This is a genomic window from Microbispora bryophytorum (genome assembly GCF_043197435.1).
Taxonomy (GTDB): Bacteria; Actinomycetota; Actinomycetes; order Streptosporangiales; family Streptosporangiaceae; genus Microbispora; species Microbispora bryophytorum.
Window position 1 is genome coordinate 65,172 of the sequence record NZ_JBICTF010000004.1, and the last position, 12,248, is coordinate 77,419.

Consider the following 12,248-nt stretch of genomic DNA (forward strand, 5'->3'; position numbering starts at 1 on the left):
GCCGAAGGGAGCGGAACATGAACCCGATCGAGGTTGCGGCGGTGGCCTACATGAACCGAAGCGACGAGGCGGACAAGCTCATCCGACTGCGGGACGCGCTGACCCGGCTCAGCATCAACGCGGAGCTGCGCGACAACAACACGGCGCTGATGGTCAACCCGCCAAGTGGGCGGGGCATGCCGGTGTGGGTCTTCGTCGGCTACGGCGGCCAGTACTACTCATGGAACTCGGCAGGCAGGCGGCACCCGGTGTCCGATCTGGAGGGCGCTGCGAAGGCGATAGCCGCCTACATCTGCCGTTGAAGCGGGCGCGGCGAGGCAGTTGAGCCGACGACGGGTCGGCAGCCATCAATCCCTGCCTCGTCGCGCCCTTGATCTCCGGCAGGGCCACAGTGACTCGCCCCCGTGTCCCCCCGTGTGGTCCTGCCGGTCCCCTCCTCCCGGACTGCGAGTGCAGCCGAACGAGGTGACAGAAGCATCGAGCCGGTCTAGGCTCAAACTTGGTAAAACAACCTGTCGGCTGCTGGACGGTCGTGATGTCTCTAGAGTCCGTGCCTCCGAAGTATGCACAGCTTGTGCAGACGCTTCAGCGGCGTATTGAAGCGGGGGACTACCCTCCCGGAACCCTCCTGCCGAGCGAGAATCAGCTCATCAATGAGTTCGGCGTCTCCCGTCCGACCGTCGTGGCGGCCCTGCGCGTGCTCCGGGAACAGGGCTGGATCGAGTCCCAGCAGGGCAAGGGCCGTTTCGTGCGGGACCGCCCTGCCCTCGCCTCGCTCGAACAACCCCGGCCCGGCCACGCCTACCTCACCAGCGCCGAGACAGCCTCGGCCGAACTGCTGGAAGTCGGCGCGGTAGCCGTGCCGAACAGGATCGCCGCTCTGCTCGACCTGCCGCCCAAGAGTAAGGCGTTCCTCCGTCGCCGACTGGTCTCACGCGGCGATGAGGCTTCCGAGATCGTCTCGCTGTGGCTGCCGCTCGATCTGTCCGAGGGGACGAACCTCACGAGCGCAGAGCCACTGACCCAGGGCATTCGCGAGCACATCCAGGCGCGCAAGGGCGTCCGGTTTGATCACGTCATTGAGCAGATCACGGCACGGATGCCTACCTCTGATGAGGCCAAGCAGCTCGGCATGCCCAAGAACACGCCGGTTCTCGACGTCTATGCGGCTGTACGTGACCCCGGTGGCCGGCCCCTTGCCGTGCTGGCTGTCGTGCTGCCTGCCGACCGTCACGAGCTGGAGGATGCCTATCCCATCGGGTAGGAACGCCTCGCCTTCGGAGCCCACTTAGCTTAGGCACTTGATCTAGCAAGTGGGCTCTCTTATGCTCGAGGCACTCGATAGGTTAAGTGACTATCAGTCGAGAGAGGATGATGCCCGATGGCTCTACAAGGTCCGATCCCCGTCAGCTTCGACATGGTCTTCCCGCACGGCTGCTACCTCGTCGGTGAGGTGGAGGCGGTCAAGGACTTCGACGCCTCTACCAACGGCCGATTCGTGCAGGCACGGGACAAGCAGAGCGGCGAACTGGTCTGGCAGATCGCCGTTATGGACGCCGACCCCCAGGTCAAGCCCGCTCAGAAGACCGTCGCTGTAAAGATCATCGCGCCCGTCCAGCCGGTGCCTCCGGCCCCGGTCGCGGGCCTGCCCTTCACGCCGGTCGAGTTCGACGGCGTCACTGTTACCCCGTACGTCAACGGAAACGGCCGCCTGGCCTACTCCATCCGCGTTCGGGAGATGCGTCCGCCTCGGACGGGTGGGGCCAAGTCCGGACACGCGGGCGGCAAGGAGGCGGCGGCGTGAACTGGCGGCCGTACACGCACCTGTCGATGTCGATCGACCCCGGCGAGCGTCCCCGTATCGGCATCTCGTTCTACGCCTCGATTACTCGGGCGCGGGCTCGGGTGCTGGAGTCCGGGCGGCCGTACCTGGTCCTGGAGTCCGACGAGGCAGACGTGACGATCTCGACCACCGGGGCTGCCGGACCGGTCACCGCCGCAGACCTGGACATCGCCCGGGAGATCTTCAACGCCGCCGCGCGCTACCTGGCCGACTGCGAACGCATCCACGCCGAACACACCCAGGCCACCAACTCGGCAGCCTGACACGCAAGCGGGGCCGCTGGAACTGCCATTCCAGCGGCCCCCGGGATCTCTCACACACGCCAATGCCTGAGAGGACACCAAGCCTAATGTTCAAGAAACTTCCCGGCGACGAGGCACGCAACCTCGTCTCCACCACACCAGACACCGCCGTGGTCTTCCGCCCGGCCGTCGTCCGAACCCCCGCCCTCGTCACCCTCGTCATCTGGCTGTCCCGCCTGCTCGCGGGCCTGGTCCGCCTCGTCGTGCGGCATCCGGTCGCCGTGGCCGTGCCGGTCGCCTTCGGGGTCATCTGGACCCTGTACGGCTGGCGCCTGGCCCTGGTCATGGCCGGATTCCTGCCCTTGGCCGGGCTGTCGTGGGCGCTGCTGGATCGGGCCTCGTTCCTGCGTCTGGTCGGCTGGCCGCTGCTGGCCTGTTGGCGGCTCGTCGCCGTCTACAGGCGGCACTGGCAACCGGTCATGGTCGTGTCCGGGCTCGGGCGGCACATCCGGGGCCGCGACTACCTGCCCCGCCTGGTCCGGGTGGAGTGCGACGGCTGGGCCGACCGCGTGAGCGTGAAGATGCTCAACGGCCAGGCCGTCAAAGATTGGGCCGACCGCATCGAGCACCTGGCCCACGGCTTTGGCGCACCCTCCTGCCGGGTCGCCGTCGCCCGGGCCGGACGGCTCGTGCTCACCTTCCCCCGGCGTGACCCCCTCGCCGAACCCCTGCCCGCCGTCCCTGTCCCTGAGATCGCCTCGGTGGGTCCGGTCGAAATCGGCCGGTGCGAGGACGGCACACCGCTGCGGCTCAAGGTCCACGGCACCCACGTCCTGATCGCCGGTGCCACGGGCGCGGGCAAAGGCTCCTACCTGTGGTCGACCATCCGCGGGCTTCTCCCGGCGATGCGGGCCGGGCTGGTGCAGGTCTGGGCGCTCGACCCCAAGCGGATGGAACTGTCCTTCGGCCGAGCCCTCTTCGGCAGTCGGTACGCGGCAGATCCGAAGGAGTGCGCCGACCTGCTCGATGAGGCCGTGTGCGTGATGCAGGAGCGGGCCGACCGGTTCGCCGGCCTCCAGCGCTCCCACACGCCTACACCTGCTGACCCGTTCGTTCTGGTGCTCGTGGACGAGGTGGCGTTCCTGACCGCCTACCAGCCCGACAAGCATCTCCGCCAGCGGATCACGGCGGCCCTGGCCACGCTCACCACGCAAGGGCGCGCGGTGGGCGTCGGGGTCATGGCCGCGCTCCAGGACCCGCGCAAGGAGGTCATGAACATCCGCAACCTGTTCCCCGACAAGATCGCCCTCCGTCTCGACGAGTCGGAACAGGTGGACATGGTTCTCGGCGACGGCGCACGGGACCGGGGTGCCCTGGCTGATCACATCTCACCGGTTCCTGAGTTGGGTGCGGGCGTCGGCTATGTCCGGTTGGAAACCTCCCCTGATCCGGTGCGGGTGCGGGCGGCGTACGTCTCGGATGCCGACATCTCCGCGATGGTCGCCGAGTTCGCGGGGGTGGGCCGATGATGCGCCTGGCTCACATCCTCGATGGCCTGCGCTGCTCGGGCTGCGGCGCGCTCGATGTGCTGTGGCTCGACCCGGTGCGGGGCATCGTGGAGTGCCACGAGTGCGGCGAGAAAGCGTCCGTGATGGTCGACGGCCTCGGCCCGGCCGACCTCCTCGACCCTCTCAGCGCGTGGGACGGTGACCGGTGACCAACCCGAACGACCGTTCCACCCCTCGCGCCGTGCGGATGGCTCAACCGCTGGCCCGTGAGGTCGTGGAAGAGATCGCCAAGCAGTACGGCGTCTGTATCCGGCCGGTTCCGCTGCGGCGGCAGGACATCCTCACCGGGCAGGTTGAGGTCATCGACGTGCCATGCGGTGCCACCTTGGAGAGCAAGTGCCCGCCGTGCGCCAAGCGCAACCGGCAACTCCGGCGGGCGCAGTGCCGGGAGGGCTGGCACCTCGACCACGAGCCCGTGAACCTCCCCGACAACGCCGACGAGTATCAGCGGCACCTCGTCGAGCTGCGGGCCGACGCTCAGGCGTGGCGGGACGAGGTGGAAAAGGCCGGCGGGGACACCACCGACCTGGACGCCGCGATCGAGGACCTGGACGAGGAGATCAACCGGGCCGGGATGCGGGGCAACGTCCTCGGCCGGACCTCCGGGAAGCGGTCGCGGTCCACGAAGCGGCGGCAGGACGCCCCGGACCTGCCCAAGCGGCAGATGAACAAGACCACACTCGGGCGAACCTTCACCGGCTCGGACGGCAAGACCTACCGGCCCTCGATGTTCGTCACGCTCACCCTGCCCTCCTACGGGCGGGTGCTGGAGGGCGCGCCGCTCGACCCGGACCGGTACGACTACGCGCGGGCAGCCCGGGACGCGCTGCACTTCTCCAAGCTCGTGGACCGGTTCGTGCAGAACCTCCGCCGGGTCGCCGGGTATGACGTGCAGTACTTCGCCACCGTCGAGCCTCAGAAGCGGCTCGCGCCGCACCTGCACATGGCGATCCGTGGCACCCTTCCGCGTGCGGAGCTGCGGCAGATCATCGCGGCCACGTATCACCAGGTGTGGTGGCCCTCGGCCGATGAAGTTCGTTTCAAGGGCGACCACCTGCCGGTCTGGGAGGACGGGGCCGGCTACCTCGACCCCGACACCGGGGAAGTCCTGCCGACCTGGGAACAGGCCCTCGACCGGCTCGACCAGGACGACGAGGCCGAACCCCTGCACGCGCTGCGCTTCGGCGACCAGCTCGACATACAAAGCGTCCTCGCCGGAACCCCGGACGCCGACCAGCTCATCCAGTACCTGTCCAAGTACCTCACCAAGAGCCTGGGCGACGCCCTCGACACCGACGACCCTCGCCGGAAGGCTCATGCCGAACGGCTCCTCGATGCGCTCCGCTTTGAGCCGTGCTCGCCGACGTGCCCGAACTGGCTGCGGTACGGGGTGCAGCCCAAGGGCGCCAAACCGGGGATGACCCCGGGCCGGTGCAAGGGCAAGGCGCACAAGCCCGATCACCTCGGCTACGCGGGCCGCCGCGTCCTCGTCTCGCGGAAGTGGTCCAACAAGACCCTGACGGAGCACAAGCAGGACCGCCGCACGTGGGTCCTGGAAGCCCTCGGCGTCGAAGACGAGCCGATCGACCCCCACCGCTACATCTGGCGACCGGTCAAGCCCGGTGATCCCGAACTCGCCCCGATCGGCGTACGGCTGCTCCGCTCAGTCCACGAACGCCAGCGCTGGCGCAACCACATGAACCAACTCCAGGCACTCGGAGACGGCCAAGATCTTTCGGCAACTGAAGGGAGGGCAGCATGAGCAAGACCCCGGCGAGGCCACCAGCTGACCGCCTGCTCACGGTCGCCGAGGTCGCCGAACGGCTCGGTACGACCGAGCGCTTCCCCCGGCGGCTCATTGAGGAACGCCGGATCGCCTTCGTCCGCATCGGAAGGAAGGTGCGCATCCCCGAATCCGTGCTGGACGAGTTCATCACCGCTGGCATGGTGCAGCCCATCACCACGAGGGCCGGGAGGGCGGCATGAGTAAGCGGCGGTTCGGCCGTGTTCGGCAACTTCCCTCGGGCCGGTTCCAGGCGCGCTATCCGGGGCCTGATGGCCTCGACCGTCCCGCGCCCATGACCTTCGCCACCAAGCGTGAGGCCGACATCTGGTTGACCAAGAAAGAGGCCGAGATCCACTCGGGGGACTGGCTGAACCCGGACCGGGGCAAGGTCAGCTTCAAGGAGTACGGCGCGGCCTGGGTGGACGAGCGGCCGGGCCTGCGTCCCAAGACGGCGCAGCTCTATGAGGGGCTGCTTCGCCTTCACCTGGTCCCGACTTTCGGCAATCAGGCCGTGAACGAGATCCAAGAGGCGCACGTCCGCAAGTGGCGCAAGAGCCTCTTGGACGGCGGCGTCGGCGCGGTCACCGTGGCGAAGGCGTATCGGCTGCTCAAGGCAATCTTCAACACGGCGATAGAGGACGGGCTGATCAAGTCGAACCCGTGCAAAATCAAGGGAGCGGGCAAGGAGGAATCGCCGGAACGGCCGGTGCTGACCATGAAGCAGGTCTTCGTCCTGGCCGACGCGATCGATCCCCGATACCGGTTGCTGATCCTCCTGGCGACCTTCGCGAGCCTGCGATGGGGCGAACTCGCGGCCCTGAAGCGGAAGAACGTCGATGCGGAGGCCGGGACGATCCGCGTCACCGGGACCACGACCGAACTCAAGGACGGGTCGGTCACGATCGGGCCGCCCAAGTCCGAGGCCGGCAAGCGCATCGTGAGCGTCCCGGCCGTGCTGCTCCCGGATCTCCGGGCGCATCTGGAGACGTACGCCGAAGCGGGGGACGAGGGCTTCGTCTTCGTCGGGCCGAAGGGCGCCCAGCTCCGGAGGGCGAACTTCACCCGGACATGGAGCAAGGCGCTCAAGGACGCGAAGCTCAGCGGCTTCCACTTCCATGATCTCCGTCACACCGGGAACACGTTCGCCTCGCAGTCCGGCGCGACTCTGCGGGAGCTGATGAACCGCATGGGGCACTCGACCACGCGGGCCGCACTGATCTATCAGCACACCGCGATGGAGCGGGACCGGGCCATCGCCGACGCGCTCGGGAAGCTCGCCGAGGAGGCGCTGAGCAAGCAAGATCCAGACGGATCGGGCACGTAACGGGCACGGAAGATCGATATGACCCCGAAAACAATCAAGGCCCCGGTCGGGAAACTGTTCCTGACCTGGGCCTTCGGGCGTGGAGCGGGTGACGGGAATCGAACCCGCGCTGTCAGCTTGGGAAGCTGATGTTCTGCCATTGAACTACACCCGCGTGACCGGCTGCTAAGCCCGCCGCTGCCCCTACTGTAGCGGATTCGGGGCGTGTTCCTGCAGTCCCGACGCGAAGATCCCCGATACCCGCCGGTCAAGGGGCCCACTAGCCTTGCACCCGTGCTGCTTTCCGATCGTGACCTCCGCGCCGAGATCGAGTCGGGCAGGGTGAAGCTCGACCCGTACGACCCGGCGATGATCCAGCCGTCCAGTATCGATGTGCGGTTGGACCGCTACTTCCGGGTGTTCGAGAACCACCGCTATCCGCATATCGACCCCGCGATGGAGCAGCCGGACCTCACCCGGCGGGTGGAGCCGGACGGCGACGAGCCGTTCATCCTGCACCCGGGGGAATTCGTGCTGGCCAGTACGTACGAGGTGATCAGTCTGCCTGACGACGTCGCCTCACGGCTGGAGGGCAAGTCGAGCCTGGGCCGGCTGGGCCTGCTGACGCACTCGACGGCCGGCTTCATCGACCCCGGCTTCGACGGGCATGTCACACTCGAACTGTCCAACGTCGCCACGCTGCCGATCAAGCTGTGGCCGGGTATGAAGATCGGTCAGCTCTGCATGTTCCGGCTCAGCTCGCCCGCGGAGTTCCCCTACGGCTCGGACCGGTACGGCTCGCGCTACCAGGGGCAGCGGGGCCCGACCCCGAGCAGGTCGTTCCTGAACTTCCACCGCACCAAGATCTGAAGTGGCTCAGGCAACAAGTGTGTTACGGGGGACGTTCTGGGCAGCGGGAAGGGGAAGAGTAGGTTACAAGCGGGCTTGTATGGCCTGAACTTCGCATTTCCACTGGTAACCCGTACTCTTCTCTGCGGACCGTCCCCGCACATCTGGAGAAACGACGTGCGCCTGCGTCTCACGCCCCGTGAGGACAGCTACTACGACTTGTTCGCCGACTCGGCGAACAACCTCGTCACCGCATCGCGTCTGCTGGTCGAGATCATCAGCGACGGTTCGGACCGGGAGGGTCTGGCCGAGAAGATGCGCGCCTGTGAACACGCAGGCGACGAGCGCACTCACGCGATCATGAACCGGCTCAACGAGAGCTTCATCACGCCCTTCGACCGCGAGGACATCTACCGCCTCGCGTCGAATCTCGATGACGTGATGGACTACATGGAGGCTGCGGCCGACCTGATCGTCCTCTACCAGATCGACCACCTGCCCAAGGAGGTCGTACGCCAGGTGGAGGTCCTCGAACGGGCCGCCGAGCTGACGGCGGACGCGATGCCGCGTCTGCGGTCGATGCAGCACCTCAACGAATACTGGATCGAGATCAACCGGCTCGAGAACCAGGCCGACCAGGTCTACCGCAGGCTGCTGGCGAAGTTGTTCAGCGGCGAGTACGACGCCCTCACCGTCATGAAGATGCGTGAGGTCATCGAGCAGCTTGAGCTCGCCGCGGACGCCTTCGAGCACGTCGCGAACACGATCGAGACGATCGCAGTCAAGGAAAGCTAAGTGGAGCTTGCGCTTGTCATCGGCGTGATCGTCATCGCGCTGGCGTTCGACTACACGAACGGTTTCCATGACGCGGCGAACGCCATCGCCACCTCTGTCTCCACCCGCGCGCTGACGCCGCGCATCGCACTCCTCCTCGCCGCGGTCATGAACTTCATCGGCGCCCATCTCGGCACCGAGGTGGCCCAGACCGTGGGCAAGGGGATCATCGATGCTCCGGACGGCACCCATGGGCTGCTCATCGTGGGCGGCGCACTCATCGGGGCGATCGTCTGGAACCTCATCACCTGGTACTTCGGCCTGCCCTCGTCGAGCAGTCACGCCCTGATCGGCGGGCTGTGCGGCTCCGCCATCGCGGCCAGCGCGACCGTGCACTGGTCCGGGGTGCTGGAGAAGGTCGTCATCCCCATGATCTTGTCGCCTGTCATCGGGTTCGTCCTGGGCGGCGTCATCATGACCATTCTTCTCTGGATCTTCCGCAAGTCCAACCCCCACCGCACCAGCCGGGGATTCCGGTACGTGCAGCCCGTGTCGGCGGCCGCCATCGCGCTCGGCCACGGACTGCAGGACGCGCAGAAGACGATGGGCGTGATCTTCCTGGCGCTCGTCGTCGGCGGATACGCCTCCCCGCAGAGCGGCATTCCCGAGTGGGTCATCACGGCCTCGGCCACGGCGATCTCTCTCGGCACGTACTCCGGCGGCTGGCGCATCATGCGGACGATGGGCAGGCGGATCATCCACCTGGACCCGCCGAGCGGTTTCGCGGCCGAGACGGCGGCGTCGTCGGTCCTCTACACCGCCGCCATCGGGTTCGGCGCCCCGATCTCGACCACGCACACCATGACCTCCGCGATCATGGGTGTGGGCGCCACACGGCGGCTGTCGGCCGTGCGGTGGGGCATCGCCGGCAACATCGTGACCGGGTGGATCCTGACGATCCCCGCCGCGGCCGTCGTCGCGGCGCTCGGCTACTTCCTCCTCAACCTCATCCTCGGATAGATCGCACAGGAAACGGGCCGGCCCCCGAAGGGGACCGGCCCGTCCGCGTTCAGCGCCGGTACATCACATCGGTGTTCCACCGCGTGAACCCGAGCGACTCGTATAACCGGACCGCCGCGCTGTTCTCCTCGTCCACGTAGAGCATGACCTGGGCGAGGCCGAGCGCGCGCAGGTGCGCGAGCCCGGCGAGCGTCAGCGCCCGGCCGAGACCCGTGCCGCGCTCGCCGGGTGCGACCCCCACCACGTAGACCTCCCCGATCGGCTCGTCGCCGCCGTGCACCTTGGTCCAGTGGAAGCCCGCGAGCGCCTCCCCCCGTACGGCGAGGAAGAAGCCGGCGGGGTCGAACCACGACTCCCGCTCCCGGAGTTCGAGGTCGGCAGGCGTCCAGGAGCCCTGTTCGGGGTGGGTGGCGAAGGCCAGCGCGTTGAGCGTCAGCCATGCCTTCTCATCGCGTCCAGGCTCGAACGTGCGCAGCCGTACGCCCTCGGGGAGGGCGGCGGCGGGCAGGGGTTCGGCCAGCGGGCGGCGCATCTGCCACAGGGAGCGCGCCCGGGCCAGGCCCGCGCTCGCAGCGAGACGGGCGGCGGCGGGCAGGTCCCCGTGCGCCCACAGGCGCAGCCTGCCCCCGCTCGCCTCCAGCGCGTCGCCCAGCAGTCGCCGGCCCAGACCGCGCCCGCGGAAGGCGGGATGCACCACGAGTTCGCCGCTCGGCCCCTCCGCCGGGTCCGCCGGATCCAGGTGGGCGAAGCCCGCGACCTTTCCGTCCTCGTACAGCAGCACGGCTCTCGCGCCCGGCTCGGCGCCGTGGCGCACCTGGAGCATCACGTGCTCGTTGAGCGGACCGACACCATCGGCCTCGGCGGCCGCCTCCACCAGGGCGAGCACCGCCGCCACCTGCTCGTCATCGAGCCGTTCCGTGATCTCCACGCGTACGTCCATGTCTGGCACGATAAGTGAAAGCCCGGCGATCTCCCTACCGGGCTTCGGCAATAGACGCCATGGGTTCGCCCCCTGAATCGTTATCTTTGCGCCATTTCCTGCTTAGATCCCGGCCCTACTGTCGAAGGTCATGACCCGAGCATCCCTGACGCGACTGGCCATCGCCGGCGCCGCTATGGTCGGCGTCGCGGCCCTCACGATGGGCACGGCAGCCGCATCTCCCGGTCCCAAGCCCCCCAAGCCTGACAAGCCCGGCCCCTCCGTTCCCATCCGGTTGCTGACCATCAACGACCTCCACGGCAACCTGGAGCCCCCGACCGGGTCCAGCTCCCGGATCCTCGACCCGAACGGCGCGAACACCGACACCGACGGCTCGCTGACCGGCATCGCCGGTGCGAAATACTCGATCGCGGGCGGCGCGTCCTACCTGGCCGCCCACCTCAAGCAGCTGCGCGACCCCAACACCCTCCTGGTGGCCGCGGGCGACCTCATCGGCGCGTCGCCGCTGCTGTCGGCCGCCTACCACGACGAGCCGACCGTCGCCCTGCTCGACAAGCTCGGCCTGGTCACCTCCTCGGCCGGCAACCACGAGTTCGACGAGGGCATCGACGAGCTCAACCGCATCACGAACGGCGGCTGCCACCCGGTCGACGGCTGCTCCCCGGCGGGTGAGTGGAAGGGCACGAAGTTCGACTATCTCGGGGCGAACGTGCTCAAGGAGGGCAATGGCGACTACGCCCTGCCGCCCTTCTACGTCAAGAAGATCAAGGGGGTGGACATCGGCTTCATCGGCCTGGTGACCCAGACCACTCCGAACATCGTCACCGCCGCCGGCATCAAGGGCCTGCAGTTCACCGAGGAGGTCGCGGCGGCCAACAAGGCGTCGAAGTACCTCGCCCAGCACGGGGTCAAGGCGCAGGTCGTGCTGGTCCACGAGGGTGACAACATCAACCCGAACCAGGACCCCAGCTCGTGTCCCGTCGTCCCCGGCAACGGCTCGCGGATCGCCACGGGCCTCGACCCGCAGATCGACCTGGTCATCAGCGGCCACAGCCACCAGGCGTACGTCTGCAAGGTGAAGGACCCGGCCGGTCAGGACCGCGTCTACACCCAGGGCTCGTCGTTCGGCCGCGCGATCACGCAGATCGACTTCCGCGTCGACCACAAGACCAAGGACGTCGTCCGCTCCAGCGTCGTCGCCAAGAACAACGTGGTGACCCGCACCGTCACCCCGGACGCCGACACCGAGGCGTACATCAAGACCTGGCAGGAGCGGGTCTCGACCGTCGCAGACAAGCCGATCGGCAAGATCACGGCCAACATCGGGCGCGGCAGCAACGTGGGCGAGACACCGCTCGGCGACCTCATCGCCGACGCGCAGCTTGAGGCGACCAAGGACGGCGGCGACGCGGAGATCGCGCTGATGAACCCGGGCGGCGTCCGCACCGACCTGACCTACGCCCAGAGCGGCTCCGAGGGCGACGGCGTCGTGACGTACGGCGAGGCCTTCCAGGTGCAGCCGTTCAACAACCTCATGCAGGTCGTCACGCTCACCGGGGCCCAGCTGAAGGCGCTGCTGGAGCAGCAGATCTGGACGGTCGACCCCGCGACGGGCGGGATCACCCAGCGGATCCTCCAGCCGTCCTCGTCGCTGACCTACACCTTCGACACGACGAAGCCGGTGGGCTCGCGGGTCTCCGACATCAAGATCAACGGCACTGCGGTGACCGACGCCCAGCAGATCCGGGTGGCCGCCAACAACTTCCTCGTCGGCGGCGGCGACGGCTTCGGCGTCTTCACCCAGGGCACGAACCTGTGGAGCGGCCCGCTGGACATCGACGCGCTCGTCGCCTACATGGGCACGCACTCGCCGATCGCCCCGCCGGCCACCGGCCGGATCAACCTCATCCGGTGATCGGCCGA

14 protein-coding genes and 1 tRNA gene are annotated in these 12,248 nt (G+C 67.8%); 13 read left to right on the forward strand and 2 right to left on the reverse strand.

Features of this window, described 5'->3' with window-relative positions; genetic code table 11:
* The first annotated feature begins 17 nt into the window (after positions 1-17).
* The 9 genes from ACGFIB_RS13740 (at position 18) to ACGFIB_RS13780 (ending at position 6,763) form a co-directional block, all read left to right on the forward strand.
* Positions 18-302 carry a hypothetical protein gene (locus ACGFIB_RS13740; protein WP_079315398.1) on the forward strand — a complete coding sequence of 95 codons (285 nt, stop codon included), beginning with the start codon at positions 18-20 and terminating at the stop codon, positions 300-302.
* Positions 303-574: 272 nt separating this feature from the next.
* Positions 575-1,264, forward strand: a complete 690-nt coding sequence (locus ACGFIB_RS13745) for a GntR family transcriptional regulator (protein WP_393371639.1) — start codon at positions 575-577, stop codon at positions 1,262-1,264.
* A gap of 117 nt (positions 1,265-1,381) precedes the next feature.
* Positions 1,382-1,804: a plasmid replication, integration and excision activator gene (locus ACGFIB_RS13750; protein WP_079315400.1), complete on the forward strand. Its 423-nt coding sequence runs from the start codon at positions 1,382-1,384 to the stop codon at positions 1,802-1,804.
* Positions 1,801-2,106 carry a hypothetical protein gene (locus tag ACGFIB_RS13755; protein ID WP_393371643.1) on the forward strand — a complete coding sequence of 102 codons (306 nt, stop codon included), beginning with the start codon at positions 1,801-1,803 and terminating at the stop codon, positions 2,104-2,106. The genes ACGFIB_RS13750 and ACGFIB_RS13755 overlap by 4 nt, the downstream gene beginning before the upstream one ends.
* An 86-nt stretch (positions 2,107-2,192) precedes the next feature.
* On the forward strand, positions 2,193-3,614 hold the full coding sequence (locus ACGFIB_RS13760) for an FtsK/SpoIIIE domain-containing protein (RefSeq protein ID WP_393371647.1): 1,422 nt from the start codon (positions 2,193-2,195) through the stop codon (positions 3,612-3,614).
* Entirely contained in the window at positions 3,611-3,802 is a 192-nt protein-coding gene (locus tag ACGFIB_RS13765) for a hypothetical protein (protein WP_204051483.1), read from the forward strand. The genes ACGFIB_RS13760 and ACGFIB_RS13765 overlap by 4 nt, the downstream gene beginning before the upstream one ends.
* Complete coding sequence (locus tag ACGFIB_RS13770) at positions 3,799-5,415, forward strand: replication initiator (protein ID WP_393371651.1); 1,617 nt, start codon at positions 3,799-3,801, stop codon at positions 5,413-5,415. Before ACGFIB_RS13765 ends, ACGFIB_RS13770 begins: the two co-directional genes overlap by 4 nt.
* Entirely contained in the window at positions 5,412-5,639 is a 228-nt protein-coding gene (locus ACGFIB_RS13775; RefSeq protein ID WP_393371654.1) for an excisionase family DNA-binding protein, read from the forward strand. Before ACGFIB_RS13770 ends, ACGFIB_RS13775 begins: the two co-directional genes overlap by 4 nt.
* Complete coding sequence (locus ACGFIB_RS13780; RefSeq protein WP_393371657.1) at positions 5,636-6,763, forward strand: tyrosine-type recombinase/integrase; 1,128 nt, start codon at positions 5,636-5,638, stop codon at positions 6,761-6,763. Before ACGFIB_RS13775 ends, ACGFIB_RS13780 begins: the two co-directional genes overlap by 4 nt.
* An 80-nt stretch (positions 6,764-6,843) precedes the next feature.
* Here ACGFIB_RS13780 and ACGFIB_RS13785 read toward each other — a convergent pair.
* A tRNA-Gly gene (locus tag ACGFIB_RS13785) sits at positions 6,844-6,917 on the reverse strand.
* Between the two features lie 119 nt (positions 6,918-7,036).
* Between ACGFIB_RS13785 and dcd the strand changes: the two genes are divergently transcribed.
* From dcd to ACGFIB_RS13800, 3 genes are all read left to right on the forward strand, one after another.
* Positions 7,037-7,612, forward strand: coding sequence for a dCTP deaminase (gene dcd / locus ACGFIB_RS13790; RefSeq protein WP_142574361.1), 576 nt, complete (start codon positions 7,037-7,039; stop codon positions 7,610-7,612).
* Positions 7,613-7,768: 156 nt separating this feature from the next.
* Positions 7,769-8,386 (forward strand): DUF47 domain-containing protein, encoded by a 618-nt coding sequence (locus ACGFIB_RS13795; RefSeq protein WP_030510423.1) that lies wholly within the window; start codon positions 7,769-7,771, stop codon positions 8,384-8,386.
* Positions 8,387-9,385 carry an inorganic phosphate transporter gene (locus ACGFIB_RS13800; protein WP_357251385.1) on the forward strand — a complete coding sequence of 333 codons (999 nt, stop codon included), beginning with the start codon at positions 8,387-8,389 and terminating at the stop codon, positions 9,383-9,385.
* Between the two features lie 49 nt (positions 9,386-9,434).
* Here the strand turns inward: ACGFIB_RS13800 and mshD are convergent, their stop codons facing one another.
* On the reverse strand, positions 9,435-10,325 hold the full coding sequence (gene mshD, locus ACGFIB_RS13805; protein ID WP_393371662.1) for a mycothiol synthase: 891 nt from the start codon (positions 10,323-10,325) through the stop codon (positions 9,435-9,437).
* A gap of 130 nt (positions 10,326-10,455) precedes the next feature.
* On the opposite strand from mshD, the gene ACGFIB_RS13810 reads away from it, so the two are divergent.
* Positions 10,456-12,240: a bifunctional metallophosphatase/5'-nucleotidase gene (locus tag ACGFIB_RS13810; RefSeq protein WP_393371664.1), complete on the forward strand. Its 1,785-nt coding sequence runs from the start codon at positions 10,456-10,458 to the stop codon at positions 12,238-12,240.
* Positions 12,241-12,248 lie beyond the last annotated feature (8 nt).